The organism is Vreelandella sp. 162(4c), assembly GCF_058152265.1.
Genome location: NZ_CM176981.1, coordinates 3,260,562 through 3,282,016 on the forward strand (window position 1 = coordinate 3,260,562; position 21,455 = coordinate 3,282,016).

Sequence of the window (21,455 nt, forward strand, 5' to 3'; positions counted from 1 at the left end):
TTATTGATTGGCAAGAAATTCTTCAAGCGTCTCGGGGGTGACCAGTTGGAAAGGCACCATCGTGGTTTTCTCGACTTCATTACCTTCGGCTAGCTCAATGGCTGCCTTCACCGCACCGCCGCCCTGGCCGACCGGATCCTGGAAGACGGTGACGGCCAGTTCCCCGCTCTGCATGGACTCAATTGCATCGCGAGTCGCATCGATACCGCCGACGATGATTTCTTCAGGACTGATGCCCAGTTGGCGCATAGCGTTGAGGGCACCGATGGCCATTTCGTCATTATTGGCGGCAATGGCATTGATCTCTTGGCCACCCACTACCCAGTTGGTCATCAGGTCAATGGCTTTCGTGCGCTGATAATCGGCGGGTTGCTCGGCGATGATCTCGATGCCGGGGTACTCTGCTGCGACTTCCTTGACCCCTTCGGTACGTTGGTGAGTGGCACCTGAAGAAAGCTCTCCCAGCATGATGGCAACGTTGCCTTCTCCATTGAGTTGTTCGGCCAGCGCTCTCATCTGCATCTCTCCGGACACCTTCTGATCCGAACCGACAAAAACGACACCGTCGTTATCTAAGTCATTACCTTCTGGTTCACGGTTTACATACACTAATGGAATGCTCTGCAGTACGGCTTCTCCAGTCATACGCGATGTGGCTGCAGTATCGACGGGGTTAATAATGATGGCATCCACTCCTTGGGCGGCAAGGCTTTGTACTTGGCTAAGTTGACGGCCAATATCGCCTTGAGCATCTAAAAATTGAATCTCGTAACCCTGGGCTTCGGCTTCCGATGCCATCGCTTGTCGCATGGAGGTTAGAAAATTGTCATCGAACCAGGCGACGGAGACGCCGATAGATTGAGCCATAGCAGTGGTGCAAGTGGCTGCGAGAGCGGCGCCAAGTAGAAGGCGTTTCATAGGTATTCTCCTGAGTATTATTCTTGTGGTTTTGATCACCATTTCGGATGTGGCAATTAAGAGTGCGCATATCCTATGTATGGAATTTAGATTCTATTTGCGCCAAAAGCAAAATTTTAATTCCATACTTTGGTATAAATGGAATATTTGTTTCTTTCGCCAGGAGAGTGGTCGATTTCTAGAAAAGCTAAATATTTCCGCTGTGTAGCCGTGGTGCAAAAGCCAAGGAAGGGAGGGCTTCAAGGAGGACTGATAGGCCTGCTGCATCTGGCTAAGCAGGCACTCTTCAAGTGGGAGAGAGGGGAGTGATCGGTATCGATAGCAGCAGCGATTAAGGCTGGTCAGGTTGATTGCGGCTTTTTTGCAGATCCAACGCTTTGTCCTGGCGAACGCCGAGTGAAATAGCAAGTGTCTGAGTAAGACAAAGCGAAGCGGTCAGTCCTCGAAAACTCTTTACTTCCGCTTCGTGCACTATCAGTGCTACGTCAGACAAGCGCACTAGTGGGCTGAGACTTGAGTCTGTCAAAACCACCAGTGGGATGCCTCTTCGATGAGCCTCCTCCGCGACATCGCGGGATTCTTGAGCGTAAGGGGCGAAGCTGATAACCAGTAGCGCGTCATGAGTACCCACCGCTTTTACCTGCTCGCTGTACATACCGCCAAGGCCGTTCATAAGAAAGGCGGGTTTCTCTATATGGTGAAGGGCATAGGTCATGTAGCTAGCGACCACAAAGCTGCGGCGTGCGCCCATTACATGAACGGCGTTAGCCTTTTCAAAAATATCCAACGCGCTCTCCAAGTGATCCGGATTAATCCGATCAGGAAGCTGTTGAAGTGCTTCTTGGTTGGCACTGGCAAATTCCCATAACAGTTGCGTGCTGTCCGGTGTTTCACCTGTGGCTGTGCGTACTGCACGGATGCGTTCGTTGTAATTGGGTAATTCATCAAACAGACGGGCACGAAAAAGCTGCTGCATCTCGGAGAAGCCTGAAAACCCAAAGCTATTAGAGAAGCGAATGAGGGTTGAGGGCGTGACGCCCGCTTGTTGGGCTAGCTGAGCAACGGTCGCAAAGGCCACTTCTTGAGGATGATCCAATAGAAACCGTGCTGTTTGCTGCAAACGACGGCTTAGAGTGGGGTAATCAGCGGTGATCCGCTCTTCTAGTGTTGTAAAACTTTGTGGTACTTGGCTCATAGGGCGCCTGCTAGTCACATTTAATGTTGTCATCGTATAAGTGATTCATAGCGTAGTTAAATGGGAATATAAATTCTATAAATGCTTTTCGATAGCACCAAGTAAATCATCACAAATTCATATAAGAGAATTTTTGAGCTTAACGGTACTGCTTTGGTCGAATGTGTCGTCTAGGATTAGCGTAATAAAAACAATAAATTATTGATTTCATTACTAACGACTTGAGTTGATGCCAAACAATAAAAAGAATCGAATATTCTGTATGTTGCCTGTTTGGAATGTATGTTCTATCCTCGTTTTAACGTTGGTCATCATTGCTTGGCTAGCCCTACAGCTTAGCTCGTTTTTGTCCTATTTAAGAAAAACAACCAAACCATTCTATTGGAGATTTTCATGGCGCAACACTCTATTAAATTCGCGCTGAATCATATGGTTAACCCGCGCTGGACGCCTCAGCAGCTTATCGAAGCCGCCGCTGAAATGGGCGTAGGTGCAGTAGAATTGCGCAACGACGTGGGTGGCAACAGTATCGTTGATCTTGATACTGCAAGCAGTGCTGGTCAGCGAGCACGAGAATTAGGCATTGAGGTTTTGAGCATTAACGCGCTTTACCCCTTCAATATTTGGAATGAAGAGCGGGAGAGGCAGGCAGAAAAGCTGGCTCAGTGGGTTCATGCGGCGGGTGGGCGAGGGCTTGTACTCTGCCCGCTAGTAGACGCCGAGAACCGAGCCAGTGCCGAAGAGCGTAAGGCTGGCCTGGAGCAAGCGCTAACGGCGTTGGATAAAGTATTGGGTCGTTACGACCTACAGGGGTTTGTTGAGCCCCTTGGATTCCCCGTCTCCTCGTTGCGGGCTAAAGGCGAAGCGGTAGAGGTCATCCATGCACTTAACCTGTCATCGCGTTTTTCACTAGTACACGACACTTTCCATCATCAAGGCGCCAGTGAGTCTGATGTTTTTGCTGATATGACTGGGTTGGTACATATCTCTGGACTTGAAGATCCCGATGTCACCTTTGAAGGCATGTTAGATGAGCATCGCGTGCTAGTAAGCACTCAAGATCGTCTCGATAACGTAGGACAACTTAAGCGTTTGTTAAGCGGTGGCTACAACGGGTATGTCTCTTTTGAGCCTTTTGCCGCATCGGTACATCAACAGAAAGATCCAGTGGCAGCACTGCGAGACAGTATGGCATTTATTCAGCATCAGCTGGGCTAGCGCTGGCTCTGTTATCGCGCTGCAAGCGCAATAATAAAGACAAGGAGAATTTAATGAAAATCGCCCTCGATCCGCACATGCATCGGCACCTCTCACTGCCAGAAATTTGTCGGCTCACTAAAGAGCTTGGTTACGACTATATAGAACTGTCTCCCCGCCCCGATTTCATGGTGTGGTGGACCCGGCCACGTGCTTATCCTGATGCTATTAGGTCATTTAAAAAAGCCATGAAAGAGCATGATGTTGGCCTTGCCACCATGCAGCCGATGTATCGATGGTCTAGCCCCTATCGCGATGAATGGGAAATGGCCATGGATAACTGGAAAAGAATTATCGAAGTGGCGGTAGAGCTTGATAATCCACTGCTGATTTCCGAATTTGGGCGCGGCGGTTCAGTGGAGCGTTCTCAGGCAGACCGAGCAGGGCTCCATACTCCGGAAGCGTGCGAAAACGCCTTTTGGCGCTCGATGGATGTATTGGTACCTATTCTTGAGCGCGAAGGATTAACGCTGAGCATTGAGCCTCATCCTGAAGACTGGATTGAGACAATGGAGCCGGCGGTGGAAATCATTAAAACCATTAACTCACCTGCTATTAAAAGCTCCTATATTGCCCCCCATAGCTTTTTTTACGGTGACGACTTGGCGACCACCATCCGTGCCACCAAGGGTGAGTTAGTTCACGCCCGTGTCGCTGATACGTTTAACCACAAAGCTTCTTCGGAGTTGCGCTATATCGTTAACCCCCCTGGTTCTACTGCCCGAGTCCATCAGCACCTGGATATGGGGGAGGGAGAAATAGACTGGGACGTTTTCTTCAAAACCCTGCATGAAATTGGCTTTGATGGTGTGCTCTCCAGCTGTGTATTCGGTTGGGAAGAGCGAGCTGAAGCCTCCAATCGTTTTATGCGTGGTGAGATTCAACGCTACGTCGACAAATACTGGAAATAATAAGGAAAACAATTATGTCCGTAAAAATAGGAATTATCGGCACCGGCATGATCGGTGAAGAACATGCCCGTCGTATTACCCAACAGTTGACCGGCGGCCAGATTGTCGCGGTCACTGACGTTAACCTTGATCAGGCCAGAGCAGTGGTGGAACGGTTGGGCGTCGAGGCGCAGGTTTATGAAGATGGTCAGGCGCTGATTAGCGCCGAAAATGTTGATGCGGTGATGGTTACTTCATGGGGCCCTACCCACGAAGAGTATGTGTTGGCCGCTATTAAAGCCGGTAAGCCGGTCTTTTGCGAGAAACCTTTGGCGACCACCGCTGAGGGCTGTCGAAATATCATTGATGCGGAAATAAAGGCCGATAAGCGACTTGTTCAGGTCGGGTTTATGCGCCGCTACGACAGCGGCTATCAGATGATGAAAGCGGCGATCGATGGTAACCGACTGGGTGAGCCGTTGATTGTACATGCGGCCCACCGCAACCCGGAAGTGCCTGAGCGCTACGTTACGCCCATGGCGATTCACGACACGCTGATTCATGAGTTGGATACCTTCCGTTGGCTGTTGGACGACGACTACAAAAGCGCACAGGTGCTCTTCCCTCGCAAGACACGCCATGCCCACAGCAAAGTGAAAGACCCGCAGATTGTACTGCTTGAAACCGTGAAAGGCGTGCGGATTGATGTTGAAGTATTTGTTAACTGTAAGTACGGCTATGACATTCAGTGTGATGTTGTAGGTGAAGAGGGTATTGCTCGACTGCCAGAACCTCAATCACTGCAGCTTCGCCAGGCTGGCCAGCGCTCCAATGAGATTCTCATGGATTGGAAAAAACGTTTCGGTGAGGCATTTGATGTCGAGCTGCAAGCCTTCATTGATGGCGTAGCCACTGGTGAATTGAAGGGGCCCTCATCCTGGGACGGCTATGCGGCCGCCATCGCCGGCGATGTGTGTGTGAAAGCACAGGAAAGCGGCGGTATCGAACAAATTGAGATGCCAGAGCGACCGGCGTTCTACGCCTAACGGTTCAAACTCCTCATACACGGCTCCGCTGCTCTGCACGGAGCCATTTTTTTTGAGACGTCATATTTTGTCGAATGTACAACCAAAGCATTACGGATTGTGCGTTTCAAATATTGATTATTTGGAATATAAATTCTATATTGAGTCGAACACACGCTAATAACAATGCCTATTCCTGAAAATCCACGGCAACGCTGCTTCTCTTTACAAGTGACGCTGGGTTAGGGACTGGCTACACGTAGGATGTGATGCCATGAATAAGACCAAGACACTGGATCTAATCTGCCTCGGTCGAGCGGCTGTTGACTTATACGGCAACCAAGTGGGTAGCCGTTTGGAGGATATGAGCAGCTTTGCCAAGTACCTGGGGGGCTCTTCGGGCAATATCGCCTATGGAACGGCTCGCATGGGGCTGAAAACAGCGATGCTGACCCGCGTGGGTGATGAACATATGGGTCGCTTCGTACGCGAAGAGCTGGCCCGCGCTGGTGTTGATACCAGCCACGTGGTCACGGATAAAGAGCGGCTAACGGGAATGGTGGTGCTCGGCATTAAAGATCGCGATACGTTTCCGCTGATCTTCTATCGCAATGACTGTGCCGATATGGCCGTCGACAGTAGTGACTTCGAGCCCGAATTTATAGCCTCTAGTAACGCCCTGCTGATTACTGGTACTCACTTTTCTACAGAACAAACCTACAAAACCAGCAAAACGGCGATTGAGTACGCCAAAGCGGCAGGTACAAAGGTAATCCTGGATATCGACTATCGCCCAGTGCTGTGGGGGTTAACCACGCTGGGTGATGGTGAAACCCGGTTCGTTTCCGATGAAGGCGTTAGCCGCCATTTACAGACGATTCTGCCTGACCTCGATTTAGTGGTAGGCACCGAAGAAGAGGTGCATATCGCGGGTAACAGTACCGATACTCTTACCGCACTGAAGCGTATTCGCGAACTCACGGATGCCACCATCGTGCTCAAACTGGGGGCTCAGGGGTGTACGGTGCTCGACGGGGTTATCCCCGATAGCGAAGAAGACTTCGTGGTGCACACTGGGGTGCGCGTCGATGTACTGAATGTATTGGGTGCAGGCGATGCCTTTATGAGCGGCTTCTTGCGAGGCTGGCTGCGCAATGAACCTCATGAACGCAGCTGCGCATATGCCAACGCTTGTGGTGCTCTGGTGGTCTCCCGCCACGGCTGCGCGCCAGCGATCCCCAGTGCCGAAGAGCTTGACGATTACCTCTCCAGAGCGGAGTCCATTGCCCGTCCAGACCTGGATACCCGGCTTAATTACCTGCACCGTGTGACCACTCAACGCAATCCACAGCAGTGGGATGATCTCTGCATCATGGCGTTTGATCACCGCAAACAGCTCTTTGATATGGCCCGTGAAGAAGGGGCTGAGGTCGCCAGGATTCCCTATCTGAAGCAACTGCTTGTGAAAGCGACAGAGCGCGGTAGCGAGCAATTGGGCAACAGCCACGTGGGGGTATTGATTGACGATACCTACGGCCAGGATGCGCTTAACGATGTTACCGGGCGAGGCTGGTGGATCGCCCGGCCGGTGGAGCTGCCTAGCTCCCGGCCCATAGAGCTGGAAGGCGGGCGCAGTATCGGCTCACGCCTTCAGCAATGGCCGAAGGAACATATCGTCAAGTGCCTTGTTTTCTACCACCCGGAAGATCAAGTGGCCCTGCGGCAAGTCCAGGAAAGGCAAGTGATAGAGCTTTATCGCGCCTGTGCCGAGTCGGGCAATGAATTATTGCTGGAAATTATCCCGCCGCGTGACCTGGCGGCTGATGACGATATGTTCATCAATGCGATGCAGCGTTTTTACAATCTGGGCGTGCAGCCCGATTGGTGGAAACTCCCGCCGCAAACGCCAGACAGCTGGCAGCGTATTGGCAGGTTACTCAAAGCCCGTGCCCCTCACTGCCGCGGTGTTGTGATGCTGGGCTTGGATGCGCCGTTGGATGAGCTTAAAAAAGGGTTAATGGATAGTGCTGGCGTCGATGTGTGTAAAGGCTTTGCCGTTGGTCGCACCATCTTTGGTGAGCCAAGCCGCCGCTGGCTACGTGGCGATTATAACGATGAGCAGCTGATTGAAGCGGTGCTGGCCAATTATATGACCCTGGTTGATGCCTGGCAGATGCGCCAGCGCGCAGCCTAGCGTCCAGTATATGACAAGTGCATTCCAGTTTATGACAAGAGTGACAAGGCTATGAACACGATTCGACTCACCATGGCGCAAGCGGTCGTGCGCTATATGCTGGCCCAGAAAGTAGACATTGAGGGCGAGATTAAACCGCTCTTTCCGGGAGTTTGGGCCATTTTTGGTCACGGCAACGTCGCCGGGCTAGGCGAGGCGCTGTATCAAGCGCGCGAGCATCTGCCCACCTATCGCGCCCACAATGAGCAGGGCATGGCCCATGCCGCCATTGCTTATACCAAAACACTCAATCGTCAGCAGGTAATGGCCTGCACCGCCTCGGCGGGCCCAGGTGCGACGAACATGGTGACGGCTGCCGCAGTAGCGCATGTGAACCGCCTGCCGGTGCTATTTCTGCCTGGGGATACGTTTGCCACGCGCATGCCTGACCCTGTCCTTCAGCAGGTGGAAAACTTCCATGATCACACACTGACCTCTAATGATTGCTTCAAACCGGTCAGCCGATTTTTTGACCGCATTACGCGTCCCGAGCAACTGCTCACCTCGCTGCCCCAGGCGGTGCGGGTGCTAACGGATCCGGTTGAGTGTGGGCCAGTCACGCTAGCGTTGCCTCAGGATATCCAAACGTTCGCCTTTGATTATCCCGAGCACTTCTTTGCCGAGAAGGTGCATCGGCAGCGTCGCCAGTCAGCAGATCGCCATGAGTTGGAGAGTGCGGTTCAGCTTATCCGCCAGGCTAAAAAGCCGCTGGTGGTGGCAGGGGGCGGTGTGCACTACTCAGGGGCTATAACCGCCCTTGATGCGTGGGTTTCTCGCTACCAGCTGCCTGTAGGAGAGACCCAGGCGGGCAAAGGGGCACTACCGTGGGATCACACCCAGAATGTAGGCACGATTGGTGTCACCGGCGGCGCGGCTGCCAACGCCTTGGCGGCCGAGGCGGATCTGATTATTGCCGTCGGTACCCGGCTGGGGGATTTCGCCTCTGGCTCGCGCGCCATGATCAACCCGAATGCCAAGCTGCTGAGCATCAATGTGGCCTCTTTCGATGCGGTTAAGCACAAGGGGCAGGCGCTGGTAGGCGATGCCAAGCTGACCCTTGAGGAGCTGATCACTGAGCTCGAGGGTTGGCAGCCAGAGGAGAGCTGGGTTGAGCAAGCTGCTGGACTTCGCACTGATTGGAACCAGACCGTCGATAAGGTGACCGCCGACCGCGGCAACAACTTGCCCTACGACGCAGAAGTGGTTGGTGCAGTTAACCGCGCGGCGGGCGAGCGCGACATCGTGGTGTGTGCGGCAGGTGGCTTGCCGGGTGAGCTGCAAAAACTCTGGCGTACGCGGTTTGATCGCGGCTATCACATGGAGTACGGCTACTCCTGCATGGGATACGAGTTAGCCGGTGGCGTCGGCGTCAAGATGGCCAAGCCCGACTCTGAAGTGTTTGTGATGGTGGGCGATGGCTCTTACCTGATGCTCAATTCAGAAATTGCCACCTCGGTCATGTTGGGTCACAAGATCGTCGCTGTAGTTCTCGATAACCGTGGCTATGGATGCATCCACCGCCTGCAGCAGTTCTGCGGCGGGCCCGGCTTTAACAACATGCTGGAGGACTGCTTGAGCGTTGATGAAGGTGCCCCCAAGACCGACTTTGCAGCGCATGCGGCCGCATTGGGTGCACTCAGCGAGCAGGTCGGCAATATTCAGGAATTAGAACAAGCGCTTGAGCGTGCCAAGGCTGCTGACCGTAGTTACGTGATTGCTATCGATACCGATGGCTCGACCGATACCCAAGACGGTGGTGCCTGGTGGGACGTGGCGGTGCCAGAGGTTTCCGAACGCGCCGAAGTGAATACGGCCCGCGAACGCTATGAGGCGTACAAAGCGCGCCAATTCCAGAATCTTTAAGGCGCTGCCCTCTGCTTATTTGGAAGAACGACCCACTTTTAATAACGACGCATTCTAAATGTGAATAACAACAGTAACGGAGACCGCCATGAGCGTAAGACTCGGTATTAACCCACTTACCTGGACTAACGATGATATGCCCGCATTAGGCGGTGATACACCGTTGGATACCTGCCTTGCCGAAGGTAAGCAGGCAGGTTTTTCGGGCTTCGAGCTAGGCCATAAGTTCCCCCGGGTGCCAGAAAAGCTTGGGCCCATTCTTGAGAAGCACGGCCTCTCGTTAGTCTCAGGCTGGTACAGCAGCGAATTATTGACCCGCAGTGCCGAGGACGAGATTGAAGCACTCAAGCCGCACCTGCACCTGCTCAAATCGCTGGGCGCCAACGTCATGGTGTTCTGTGAAGTGACCCACTGCGTGCACGGCGAGCGTGACACGCCTCTTTCTCACTCGCCGCGCATGAGTGAGGAGGGTTGGAAGACATTTATTCCACGACTTAATCAGGTAGCTAATTACTGCCTGGAGCAAGGGGTGCAAATCGCCTACCACTACCACTTGGGCACAGTGATTGAAACGCCTGATGAGATTGATCGGCTGATGGCCGAAGCCGCTCCTTCGGTTGGGCTGCTGCTGGATACCGGGCACCTGGTGGCAGCGGGCGGCGACCCGGTGGCGTTGCAGAAAAAGTACGCAGATCGCATCAATCATGTGCACTGCAAAGATATCCGCAAAGACGTACTGGCGGACGTGCGTAATCGGGATCTCAGTTTTCTCGACGGCGTGCTGAACGGCATGTTCACCGTGCCGGGCGATGGTTATATCGACTACACCACCTTATTTGAAGGGCTCCGGGAGAGTGACTATTCGGGCTGGATGGTGGTAGAGGCGGAGCAGGATCCTGCCGTGGCCCACCCGCTTACCTACGCCTGTTTAGGGCATGACAATTTACGCCGTTTCTGCGCCGAAGCGCGTTTAACCGTGGATGCGTAAACCGAACACCAAGAGGAGTTGAGCGATGAGTATCTTAGGTAATTTTATCAATGGTCAGGCGGTTACGAGCCAAAGCGGCCGCACCGCGCCTGTCTATAATCCTGCCACTGGCGAGCAGAGCCTGCAGGTGGCGCTCTCTTCTGCGCAGGAGACCCAGGAAGCCGTGCGCGTTGCCGATGAGGCCTTTGCCACTTGGTCGAAAATTTCTCCGCTTAAGCGCTCGCGTATTCTGTTTAAATTCAAGGCGCTGGTGGAGGAGCACACCGACGAGCTGGCGCGGCTGATTTCCCGAGAGCATGGCAAGGTGTTTTCTGACGCCAAAGGTGAAGTGACCCGTGGCCTGGAAGTGGTCGAGTTTGCCTGTGGCATTCCGCACCTGCAAAAGGGCGAGCACTCCATGAACGTCGGCACCGGCGTTGATAGCTACTCCATGATGCAGTCGCTCGGCGTGTGCGCCGGTATTTCGCCGTTCAACTTCCCGGCAATGGTGCCCATGTGGATGTTCCCCATTGCGCTGGCCTGTGGCAATACCTTTGTCATGAAACCGTCGGAGAAGGATCCCTCCACGCCGATGCGCTTAGCTGAGCTACTGAAAGAGGCGGGCTTACCGGATGGCGTCTTCAACGTCGTCAATGGCGATAAAGAGTCAGTGGATGTACTGCTGACCGATGAGCGTGTTCAAGCCGTCAGCTTTGTGGGGTCTACCCCGATTGCCGAGTACATCTACGCCACGGCATCAAAACATGGCAAGCGTGTTCAGGCGCTGGGCGGTGCCAAGAATCACATGGTGATCATGCCGGATGCCGATCTTGATCAAGCCGTTAGTGCACTGATGGGTGCCGCCTACGGCTCCGCAGGCGAGCGTTGCATGGCCATTTCGGTGGCGGTGCCCGTGGGTGAAGAGACCGCCCAGAAGCTGCGCGAGAAGCTTGAGGCTGAACTCGCGAACCTGCGCGTCGGGCCTGGCCTGGTCGATGGCCCCGATAACGATATGGGCCCACTGGTGACTCGCGATCACCTGGAAAAGGTCAAAGGCTATATCCAAACTGGCGTGGACGAAGGCGCAGAGCTGGTGGTAGATGGCCGCAAAACGGCGGTGGACGGCGCCGGTGATGGTTTCTTTATTGGCGGCACGCTGTTTGATTACGTCAAGCCCGGTATGCGCATTCACTCTGAAGAGATCTTCGGCCCGGTGCTGGCGATTGCCCGCGCGGCAAGTTTCGATGAAGCGGTCAGCATGGTTAACGCACATGAGTATGGCAACGGCACAGCGATCTTTACCCGTGATGGGGATGCCGCGCGCCAATACTGCGAGCAGATTCAGGTTGGCATGGTCGGCGTCAACGTCCCTATTCCCGTGCCCATGGCGTTTCACAGCTTTGGCGGTTGGAAACGCTCACTGTTTGGCCCGCTGCATATGCACGGCCCGGATGGCGTGCGTTTCTACACACGCATGAAAACCATTACCCAACGCTGGCCCAGCGGTATCCGTGAAGAGACCAATCACTTCACGATGCCCACGCTTTAAGCACCAATAAAGCCTGAGGTTATTCTGACAGCACCGGCGGCTTGGGCGCCGGTGTCTTCAAATGAACCGAGCCTGCTCACCCCCCTAAGCCAACCTTCCTCGGCGGCACTTGTTTGCTCGACCAGTTCCCAACGGAATAGAGAGACGCATACCGTGCGTGCCGTCGACAATTAAAGCACTCAAACAACAACGATAAGAGATCAACATGGCCAATACGATAGCTGACCTACTGGCACCCCATCAGCTGCGGTTAGGCATTAACCCGCTAAGTTGGACAAACGACGTGATCACCGAGTTTGGTGACGATACCCCTGTCGAGACATTCCTGCACGAGGCCGCTGCCTGCGGTTACCAAGGGGTCGAAATGGGCCGCAAGTTCCCCCGCGACCCATCAGTGCTCAAACCGTTATTGGCGGAGCACGACCTGGCTCTGGCGAGCGGTTGGTACTCTGGGTTTCTAGCCGAGCGCGATGTGGAGTCTGAACTGGCGGCGGTGGCCGAGCATGCAGAATTGCTGGCTGCCTGCGGTGCCCAGGTGATGGTGTATGGCGAGTGTGGCTTGATGCCGGGGGATGCGCCACTCGAGGCACCGCTGTCGAAGACGCCGAGCGTAGCAAAAGACGATTGGTCGGCCTATGGCGAGCGGCTGACGCGCTTTGCCGAGGCGCTTAAAGCGCGCCATGGCATTGCGCTGAGTTATCACGCCCATCTGATGATGGTGGTGGAAAATGAAGCCGAGATTGATGCGCTAATGGCTCATACGGGCGAGGCAGTGGGGTTGCTGTTCGATGCAGGCCATGTGGTGGCCGGGGGTGGTGATATGGCAAGTCTGCTGGCACGCCATGGCGAGCGTATCAATCATCTGCACTGCAAAGACATCCGGGGAGATGTCATGGCCCGAGTGCGCCGCGAGGACATCAGCTTCAATCAAGGCGTGCGCGATGGCATGTTCACCGTGCCGGGTGATGGCTACCTGGATTTTTCGCCCCTGATTGAGTTTGCCACCCACGCTGATTATCAAGGCTGGCTGATCGTGGAGGCTGAGCAAGACCCGCGTAAAGCACCCCCAAAAGAGATGGCCGGTATTGCTTATCGCCATATGGCACAGCTGTTTGAAAACCGCTGACTCAGTGCATCACCCCCTCTTAGCGGAGTGCTAAAAGCGGCGCTCACGACTACCTTCAGGAGACTTTATCATGGCTAAGACGCTCAATATTGGCTTGATCGGCAGCGGTTTTATGGGCCAAGCGCATGCAGACGCCTATCACCGCGCAAGGATGCTCTACCGTGACCTACCATTAACGCCGCGACTATACGCGATTGCTGACCAAGGGGCCGACGTGGCTGAAGCCGCGCGGGAACGCCTCGGTTTCGAAAAAAGTTACGGCGATTGGCGCCAGCTCATTGATGACCCCCATGTGGATGTGGTCGATATTACCTCCCCCAACGCGCTGCACCATGAAATGGCGCTGGCCGCTATCGCTGCAGGCAAGCATGTCTACTGTGAGAAACCGCTCGCCATGAGTGATGACCAGGCTCGCGAAATGCACGAGGCGGCCGAGCGGGCGGGGGTGAAAACCATGGTGGCCTTTAACAACATCAAAACACCGGCAGCGCTTCTGGCCAAGCAGTTGATTGACGCCGGTGAGATTGGCCGACCTATTCGGTTCAGAGGGACGTTTGATCAGGGCTTCTTTAATGATCCGGATCTGCCCTGGTCGTGGCGCTGCTCTCGTGAAGGCGCGGGAACCGGGGCGCTAGGGGATCTGGGCGCGCATATTATTAGCGTGGCACAGTTTTTAATGGGCGACCTGGAAGAGGTTAACTGCCAGACGCAGACGCAAATTACCGAACGCCCAGTGCCCTCCAGCGATGCCGGTTATGCCAGCAAGGTCGATAAAGACGCAGAAATGCGTCGTGTGGAAAACGATGATCAGACCCAGGCGCTGGTTAAATTTACCTCCGGCGCGGCCGGGGTGATTGAAAGTTCACGCCTCGCGGCTGGCCGAGTGTTTGGCGTGTATTGGGAGATTTCCGGTACCGAGGGCACTCTGTATATGGACGGTGAGAGGTTTAACGAGCTGCAGGTATACCGTTTGAACGACGATAAGCGTGACCGCGGTTTCAAAACCTTGCTGGCCGGCTCCCAGGTGCCGCAGTACCGCGCCTTCTTTGGCTTTGATTTCGCCGGTGGCGGGCTAGGTTTTTTCGACGCCAAGGTGATTGAGGTGCACGACCTGATCGAGGGCATCGCTAACCAGGACGACTGCTTTCCCAACTTTGCCTTTGGCCGCGCCAACCAGCGCATCATCACCGCTATGGATGAATCCGCCCATAGCCGTCAGTGGGTACGCATCTAAACCTGGCAGACGCCCTGGAGATAAGGAGAGCAACATGGCATCAACAAGAATACGCATTGGCATGGTCGGCGGTGGCCCTGGCGCGGGTATTGCTAAAGCGCACCGAATGGGCATGCGGCTGGACAACCGTTATGACTTGGTGGCCGGCGCTTTCTCACGCTCACTGAAGAAGTCTCACCAGGGCGCGGCAGAGTTGGGGATCGATTCTGCCCGTGTCTATGAAGATTATGCGCAGATGGCGGAGAAGGAGAGCGCTCGGGAAGAAGGCATTGAGGCAGTGGTGATTGTCACGCCCAACGATAGTCACTACCCGGTGGCCAGCGCCTTCCTGGAAGCAGGCATTCATGTGATTTGCGATAAACCCATGACGGGTGATCTGGATGAGGCAGAACGCCTGCACGCCCTGGCCGAATCGCGCGGGCTGGTTTTCGCGTTAACCCACAATTACAGCGCCTACGCCATGGTGCGCGAAGCGGCGCATCTGGTACGAGAAGGGGCGCTTGGCGAGTTGCGTATTGCCATGGTGGAGCACGCCTCCGGCTGGGCATGCGCAAAAGTAGAGGACGATGCAAGTAATAAGCAGGCCGCGTGGCGTCTCGACCCGGCTCAGTCCGGCACGGCCAGCCTGATTTCTGATCTGGGTACCCATGCCCACCAACTGCTGCGGTTTGTCAGCGGTCAGGAAGTAACCGAGGTGTCTGCAGAACTTAGCACCTGCGTGCCGGGGCGGCGGGTCTTCGACGATGCACAGATCCAGGTACGTCTGGCCAATGGAGCACGTGGGTCACTGTGGGTCAGCATGGCCGCCACGGGGCACGAGCACGGCTTACGCTTCCGCCTGTTTGGCGATAAGGCGTCCCTGGAGTGGTGTCAGATGGATCCGCACTACCTTACCTTGAAATACCCCGATGGCCGGCGCGAAACCCGTGTGCAGGGACATGATAGCCAGAGCGATGACCAAGCCCGGTTGACGCGGATAGGGCTGGGCCACCCTGAAGGGTTTATCGAGTCCTTTGCCAATCTTTATAGCGACATTGCCGATGTTATCGAGCGATATTGCGATACCGGCCAGGCCGCCTGTCCATCACGACCGTTGCCGAACAGTCGTGATGGACTATTGGGCGTACGCTTTGTTAAGGCCGTTGACGCCTCTCACAACACACAAGGCCAGTGGGTCACTATCGCGCTCTAGGCTTGCAAAACCTGGGTATTGAAAGCCTGAGCTTTGAAAATTAAGAGGTACATTTATGCAACGCTTTGCTCTTATTGGTGCTGGGTTTATCGGCTCGCTGCATGCTCGCAACCTGTTTCGCCACCCTAAGGTATCGCTTGATGTTGTGGCCGATATTGATTTGGCTAAAGCCCAGGCGCTGGCAGCTGAGTATGGCGCAAACGCCATCGCGATCGAAGACGTGTTCACCACCGATATTGATGCTGTACTGATCGCCTCATCGACCCCAACCCATGCCGACTTTGTCGAGCAGGCAGCCCGCGCGGGCAAAGCAATCTATTGTGAAAAGCCTATCGACCTGGATACTCGCAGAGCCGAGCAAGCGGTCGTTGCGGTTCGTGAGGCGGGCGTGCCGCTGATGATCGGCTTCAACCGCCGTTTTGACGCCAGCCATGCTTCTCTTAAGGAAGTGGTGGTAAGAGGCGAGCTGGGCAAGATCGAGCTGGTACAGATGACCTGTCGCTCCCAGGAAACCCCACCGATGGCCTATATTGAGGCGTCTGGCGGGCAGATGCGTGATCAGACCATCCACTTTTTCGACTTGCTCTGCTGGCTCACCGAGGATTTGCCGGTAGAGGTGCATGTGATGGGGGATGCGCTTTCTGATCCGCGCATAGGGGAAGCCGGTGATGTGGATACCTCCATTGCCACACTGCGCATGGCCTCCGGTGCTCTAGTGCAGATCGATTGCACGCGGCGCACCGGCTATGGCTATGACGAGCACGTAGAGCTGTTTGGTGCTGAGGGGATGGCCGAATCGCGGCGTCAGCCTCATCGCCATCTTTCAATCTATAAAGGGGATAAGAAGACCAGTGATGGTCTGCATGCTGACTGGCTCAAGCGCATAGAACCTACGTTCTACGAAGCGCTAGACACCTTTGTACGAAGGCTCAATGGCGAACGGGTTGATTACCCAAATGCCGATGCAGCACTGCGTGCCCAGCGTATTGCTGATGCCGCCACGAAGTCGCTACAGAGCCGTATGCCGGTCACATTGACGTGGGATTAGGCATTAAAGGTCGACCAAAGTATGGAATTAAATGTTTGCTATTAAAAATTATAGAATATAAATTCCATTCAGTCTGATTGTTTATGCTTTAAAACATTCAGTGCTTATAGCCCCAACAACAGGAGATGCGCATGAGCACCCCAACCCCCGCGCTGTCGACGGCGGCAAGTGAGAGCGCTCCCTCATCAACATCACAACCGACTGGAGAATTTGAGCATCAGCGAATTCCCGCAAGCCATCAATTAAGCGGCAAGTACTTTCTGGGGGCTTACGCAGGCGAACACGTAGCGGGCACCGAGTTTGTCATCGGCGCCTCGTTAGTTGCGCTGGGGGTTAGTACCAGCGATTTACTTTGGGGCCTGCTCATTGGCAACTTATTTGCCGTGCTTTCTTGGGCTTTGGTGTGTAGCCCGGTGGCCGTTCGCTCGCGCATGACCATTTACTGGTATCTAGAGCGGTTGGCAGGTAAGCGCTTTTCGCTTATTTATAATCTTCTTAATGGTTTGATTTTTGCCGTGGTGTCGGGGGCGATGATTACGGTATCGGCGTCTGCCTTCCGAGTGGTGACGACCATACCGCCGCAAACGGCATGGTATCCCCAGAGCATTAGCTTCGTAGCGCTGGTGCTGTTTGTGGGCGCTATTACCGTGTGGATGACCCTCAAGGGGTTCAAGCTAATCGCTAATTTTTCAACCGTCTGCTCTCCCTGGATGGCAACCATGTTTTTAGCCAGTGGGGTGGTGACGATTCCCGTTCTGCTACACATGGGAGAGCTAGACGGTTTGACCACCCTGGCAGGTGTTGTTGATACTTTTGTTTGGACGGGAGAGACGCCTGAGGGAGCCCCTGGTATATCGGTCTGGGTGATTGCGGCCTGGGCCTGGGGCGCTAACCTGCCGATGCACTTGGGGATGAGTGATATGTCTATCCTGCGTTTTGCCCGCAAATCCTCGTATGGCTACTTCTCCGCCGCCGGTATGTATATTGGTCACTATATGGCGTGGGTATGTGCAGGTTTAATGGGGGCAACAGCGGCGCTTCTGGCAGGCTCTCAGCTTACCCAAATGGATCCCGGTGGTGTCTCTTTTAGGATTCTTGGTGCCATGGGGTTAATTGCGGTAGTGATCGCAGGTTGGACCACGTCGATCCCAAGTCTCTACCGTGCGGGGCTCGCTTTTCAGGCGGTTTTTACTCAGCATTCCCGCGTACGGGTTACCGCTATTACAGGTGTGGCAACCACACTAATTGCCTGCTTCCCCTTTGTGTTTACTCAGTGGCTCAATGTGCTCTCTTACTTCATCATGCTGATTGCCCCGGTGGGTGCCATCATTGCGGCGGAGCACTTTTTACTGCCCCGAATGAAGATCCGCCCGTTCTGGCGTGAACATCTGGGGTTTGCCAACAATCGGCCAGCGTTTATGGCCTGGGGCATGGGTATTCTGGTTGGGGTGGCACTTTTGTTTGAAGGCTCGCTACACCTTTTTACGCTCTTTATCCCCGTGTGGCTGACAAGCTTTATTGCCTATCCATTGCTGTGCCGTTTTCAGGGAGATATTGCGAAAGAGGAGATCGATTTCTATCAGGCGGCATATGGATCACGTAATCCACCTGAGCAACCGGGCGCAGATACGCCGGAACGCTTTCCAGTGCAGAGGCGCAATCCTTGGTACCTTATAGCGGTGGCGTGTTTAGTGGCTATTTTGGGTATAGCGGGCTGGTCTTGGTTCCAGGGTGTGGATGCCACAGCGCACTTAGACACTTTCCAAGTACTCATTGTGGTACCAACCGTACTCTACTTTATTGCTGCGACCCTGTGGATGAAAAAAAGGCGAGCGCCTCGAACTCGGTAGAGGGACGAAGTGATACGACGCCCTAGGGTGATAAGCAGAGCGCCGCGTTATGTGGCGCTCTACATCAGTCCCGATACAGGGTCACAGAATAATCAGCGTCGCGAGCCCCAGAAAGGATAAAAAGCCAACCACATCGGTAACGGTCGTCAAAATAACCGCGCCGGATAACGCAGGGTCGATCTGGAGCTTTTTCAATACCATGGGAATTAATACGCCGGATAAGTTGGCGAGACTCATATTGATAAAAATGGCCAGGGTGATCACCAGCGTGATCATGGCGTCGCCAAACCAGATATGGGAAATCAAGCCGACCACTAATGCCCACACCAAACCGTTACTCATACCCACCCACATCTCTTTGTTATACAGCCAGCGAACGTTGTTGCCCGCCAGTTGGCCCAGCGCCAGGCCGCGTATAACCACGGTGAGGGTTTGACTACCCGCAATACCCCCCATGCTCGCCACCACCGGCATCAAAATAGCCAGCGCCACGATTTGATCTAAGGCCGCTTCAAATTGCCCGATAACGAAGGCGGCTAAAAAAGCCGTTAACAGATTAATACCCAGCCAAATGCCGCGACTCTTTGCACTGCGTAAAACGGGCGTGAAGACTTCCTCTTCGTTACTGACGCCGGACATATGCTTTAACGTCATGTCAGCGTCGTCTTGGGTGATTTCAAGTACGTCGGCGGCGTTTAGCTGACCTACAAGTAACCCATCGCTATCGCACACGGGCACAAAGTGTAGCTCTTTAGAGCGCAATAACGCCGCTGCATCACTGACTTTCATTTGATCATTTAGGGTAAAAAAGTCATCCATGTAATCATCAACCATCGCATCTTGTGGTTGCTTGATTAAATCAATCAGGGTCAAAGTGCCGAGTAAGCGTTTGTCTTTATCCGTAATCATGATCTGTTGCGACTCATCGTCGAGCAGATGGTGGATGCGGATATAGCGCTGTACGGCCTCTAACGACACGCCCTGTTTTACATTGACCGTCTCGGGATCCATGTAACGGCCAACAACGTCATCTTCATAGGCGTGAAGATTCTCAACCTGGGCGCGGATTTCTTGCTCTAAGCTAGCGTAAACGCTGGTTTTTATGGCTTCATCGGCAACATCTAAAACTTCAGCAACTTCTTGAGCATCCAAGCCTTTAACAATTTGCTCTACATCGCTGGCCGATAAGTCTTCGATGTAGTCAGCGCGGATGTCTTCGTCAACTTCAGCAAGAACCTCGCCGATTAAATCGTCGGGAACATACTCCCAAAGGAAATCTCGCGTTTTGGCCGGGAAGGACTCCAGTGTGCGCGCAATGTCTAAAATGTCGAGTTCAGAGAAATACGCTTTTAGTGCCGCTGTGTCTTGATCATCTAGCAGGTTTTGAAGGTAGAGTAACTGTTCTTCGGAATTGGTGTACTTTTCATCATCGCGCATAGAGTCCGTCCTTGTTGGAAGCTAAGTGTTAAAGAAGTGCAAACTCCTGGCGGCTCGCTTTATGAATGTTATAGACAGGTATAGTTGAACGCCACGCGAACACCATAAGCCATGCGCTGCTGGGCAGAAACGGGCGGTACGTCGGTGCCAATCATCTCATCATCGGCGTCGGCCCAGGTCAGCGTGCCGTGGGTGAACCCCAACGGCGCCAGCGTGCGGCCAATCCACTGCGTACCGGTAAAGCGTTGCGTCTCGCCATTCTGGTCAGTAAGCACGCTGGTGGCGTTACCCTGATGCAGGCGCACGATGTACCAGCCCCTATCGAGTCCGTGTACTTCTACATCGGGCAGCGGTGCGGAACATTGCGCCAGTTCTTCAAGGGTGAGGTGAGCGGGCAGCGTTGAAGACATGGCGTATCCTCATGAGTGAGCATCTTATACGCCAAGACTAAAGGGTGTGCTTTATTTGTACAGCAGTAACCGTCTGATCGACGTTATTTAGACGCTAGATCAGACGGTTCGGGGCAGGTGTTTTACTTCTTATCCATTTCTAAACAGGAAACTATAGGCATTTAACGCAGGTACACCGCCCAGGTGGGCGTAGAGCACCTTGGAGCCTGGCGGAAATTCACCGTTGCGCACCATATCGATCATGCCGTGCATGGATTTGCCTTCGTAGACCGGATCGGTGAGCACACCTTCAAGCCGAGCGCATAGGCGAATGGCTTCCAGCGTGCCTTCGTTGGGCAGGCCGTACTCGGGGCCGCCGTAGCGGGTATCCAAAATAACATCGTCATCGCTAATACCGCCTTCCAGTTCCACCAGCTCAGCCGTATTGCGCGCAATGCGCAGGATCTGTTCACGGGTTTGCTCAGGCTTGGCAGAGGCATCAATGCCAATCACTCGCTGGGCACGGCCATCGGCGGCAAACCCCACCACCATGCCCGCCTGGGTGCTGCCGGTAACCGAGCACACCACGATATAGTCAAACGTGAAGCCCAGCTCTTTCTCCTGCTGGCGCACCTCTTCAGCAAAGCCTACAAAGCCTAAGCCGCCGTAAGGGTGCTCGGAGCAACCAGCGGGAATCGGGAATGGCTTACCACCGCGCTGGCGAACATCTTCCATGGCCTGCTCCCAGCTGGGGCGAATGCCGATATCGAACCCGGCGTCATCCAAGCGTACATCGGCACCCATGATGCGCGACATCTCGATATTGCCCACACGGTCATACACCGCGTCGGAGTAGTTGACCCAGTTCTCCTGTACCAGCACACACTGCATGCCCAAATGAGCGGCAACGGCGGCGACTTGGCGGGTCTGGTTGGATTGAATACCGCCAATAGATACCAGCGTATCGCAGCCCTGTTCCAGCGCTTCAGGAATCAGATACTCAAGCTTGCGGGTCTTGTTACCCCCAAAGGCCAAACCGCTGTTGCAGTCTTCACGCTTGGCGTAGAGCTCTACTTCACCGCCTAAATGTTCGCTTAGCCGCTTGAGCGGCGTAATGGGAGAGGGGCCAAAGGTGAGTGGGTAACGTGGGAAGCGTTCGAGGTTCATAGCAATCTCCAGCTTTAAAACATTGGGTGCGATATAGGGCGGCTAAGGTTGTTGTGAACAATTGGCGTGCTCTCTGCTATTTATAGTAAGTGTTAGCTATGATTTTTGTGTTGCA

The 21,455-nt window shown here is 54.2% G+C and carries 17 protein-coding genes; 12 read left to right on the top strand and 5 right to left on the bottom strand.

Annotated elements, in window-relative coordinates; all coding sequences use genetic code 11:
- Positions 1 to 918 (bottom strand): sugar ABC transporter substrate-binding protein, encoded by a 918-nt coding sequence (locus tag AC4EYZ_RS15000; RefSeq protein ID WP_474191399.1) that lies wholly within the window; start codon positions 916 to 918, stop codon positions 1 to 3.
- Positions 919 to 1,249: 331 nt separating this feature from the next.
- Complete coding sequence (locus tag AC4EYZ_RS15005) at positions 1,250 to 2,113, bottom strand: MurR/RpiR family transcriptional regulator (protein ID WP_022521573.1); 864 nt, start codon at positions 2,111 to 2,113, stop codon at positions 1,250 to 1,252.
- A 393-nt stretch (positions 2,114 to 2,506) separates the two neighbouring features.
- Here AC4EYZ_RS15005 and AC4EYZ_RS15010 point away from each other — a divergent pair, with 393 nt between their 5' ends.
- The 12 genes from AC4EYZ_RS15010 to AC4EYZ_RS15065 all read left to right on the top strand — a co-directional run bounded on the left by AC4EYZ_RS15010 (position 2,507) and on the right by AC4EYZ_RS15065 (position 18,347).
- Positions 2,507 to 3,331 (top strand): TIM barrel protein, encoded by an 825-nt coding sequence (locus AC4EYZ_RS15010; protein WP_474191400.1) that lies wholly within the window; start codon positions 2,507 to 2,509, stop codon positions 3,329 to 3,331.
- 53 nt (positions 3,332 to 3,384) lie between these two features.
- The gene (locus tag AC4EYZ_RS15015; protein ID WP_083007373.1) at positions 3,385 to 4,281 is read left to right on the top strand and encodes a sugar phosphate isomerase/epimerase family protein; all 897 of its coding nucleotides are present in this window, start codon (positions 3,385 to 3,387) and stop codon (positions 4,279 to 4,281) included.
- A 14-nt stretch (positions 4,282 to 4,295) separates the two neighbouring features.
- Positions 4,296 to 5,306 carry a bifunctional inositol 2-dehydrogenase/D-chiro-inositol 1-dehydrogenase gene (iolG, locus tag AC4EYZ_RS15020; protein ID WP_474191401.1) on the top strand — a complete coding sequence of 337 codons (1,011 nt, stop codon included), beginning with the start codon at positions 4,296 to 4,298 and terminating at the stop codon, positions 5,304 to 5,306.
- 253 nt (positions 5,307 to 5,559) lie between these two features.
- A complete protein-coding gene (locus AC4EYZ_RS15025) occupies positions 5,560 to 7,479 on the top strand; it encodes a bifunctional 5-dehydro-2-deoxygluconokinase/5-dehydro-2-deoxyphosphogluconate aldolase (protein WP_474191402.1) in 1,920 nt (639 codons plus the stop codon).
- 51 nt (positions 7,480 to 7,530) lie between these two features.
- Entirely contained in the window at positions 7,531 to 9,381 is a 1,851-nt protein-coding gene (gene iolD / locus AC4EYZ_RS15030; protein ID WP_474191403.1) for a 3D-(3,5/4)-trihydroxycyclohexane-1,2-dione acylhydrolase (decyclizing), read from the top strand.
- 88 nt (positions 9,382 to 9,469) lie between these two features.
- Positions 9,470 to 10,369, top strand: coding sequence for a myo-inosose-2 dehydratase (gene iolE / locus AC4EYZ_RS15035; RefSeq protein ID WP_474191404.1), 900 nt, complete (start codon positions 9,470 to 9,472; stop codon positions 10,367 to 10,369).
- A gap of 25 nt (positions 10,370 to 10,394) precedes the next feature.
- A complete protein-coding gene (locus AC4EYZ_RS15040; protein ID WP_474191405.1) occupies positions 10,395 to 11,897 on the top strand; it encodes a CoA-acylating methylmalonate-semialdehyde dehydrogenase in 1,503 nt (500 codons plus the stop codon).
- Positions 11,898 to 12,102: 205 nt separating this feature from the next.
- Positions 12,103 to 13,023, top strand: coding sequence for a myo-inosose-2 dehydratase (iolE, locus tag AC4EYZ_RS15045; protein WP_474191406.1), 921 nt, complete (start codon positions 12,103 to 12,105; stop codon positions 13,021 to 13,023).
- Between the two features lie 70 nt (positions 13,024 to 13,093).
- Complete coding sequence (locus tag AC4EYZ_RS15050) at positions 13,094 to 14,257, top strand: Gfo/Idh/MocA family protein (RefSeq protein WP_474191407.1); 1,164 nt, start codon at positions 13,094 to 13,096, stop codon at positions 14,255 to 14,257.
- A 34-nt stretch (positions 14,258 to 14,291) separates the two neighbouring features.
- Positions 14,292 to 15,449, top strand: a complete 1,158-nt coding sequence (locus AC4EYZ_RS15055; protein WP_490203852.1) for a Gfo/Idh/MocA family protein — start codon at positions 14,292 to 14,294, stop codon at positions 15,447 to 15,449.
- A 55-nt stretch (positions 15,450 to 15,504) separates the two neighbouring features.
- Entirely contained in the window at positions 15,505 to 16,497 is a 993-nt protein-coding gene (locus AC4EYZ_RS15060; RefSeq protein WP_474191409.1) for a Gfo/Idh/MocA family protein, read from the top strand.
- A gap of 131 nt (positions 16,498 to 16,628) precedes the next feature.
- The gene (locus AC4EYZ_RS15065) at positions 16,629 to 18,347 is read left to right on the top strand and encodes a purine-cytosine permease family protein (RefSeq protein ID WP_490203853.1); all 1,719 of its coding nucleotides are present in this window, start codon (positions 16,629 to 16,631) and stop codon (positions 18,345 to 18,347) included.
- Positions 18,348 to 18,428: 81 nt separating this feature from the next.
- On the opposite strand, the gene mgtE is transcribed toward AC4EYZ_RS15065, so the two are convergent.
- The 3 genes from mgtE to AC4EYZ_RS15080 all read right to left on the bottom strand — a co-directional run bounded on the left by mgtE (position 18,429) and on the right by AC4EYZ_RS15080 (position 21,340).
- Positions 18,429 to 19,784: a magnesium transporter gene (gene mgtE, locus AC4EYZ_RS15070; RefSeq protein WP_474192345.1), complete on the bottom strand. Its 1,356-nt coding sequence runs from the start codon at positions 19,782 to 19,784 to the stop codon at positions 18,429 to 18,431.
- Positions 19,785 to 19,852: 68 nt separating this feature from the next.
- Complete coding sequence (locus tag AC4EYZ_RS15075; protein WP_342569066.1) at positions 19,853 to 20,194, bottom strand: DUF6482 family protein; 342 nt, start codon at positions 20,192 to 20,194, stop codon at positions 19,853 to 19,855.
- A 129-nt stretch (positions 20,195 to 20,323) separates the two neighbouring features.
- Positions 20,324 to 21,340 carry a 1-aminocyclopropane-1-carboxylate deaminase gene (locus AC4EYZ_RS15080; protein ID WP_009285987.1) on the bottom strand — a complete coding sequence of 339 codons (1,017 nt, stop codon included), beginning with the start codon at positions 21,338 to 21,340 and terminating at the stop codon, positions 20,324 to 20,326.
- Between the last annotated feature and the right edge of the window lie 115 nt (positions 21,341 to 21,455).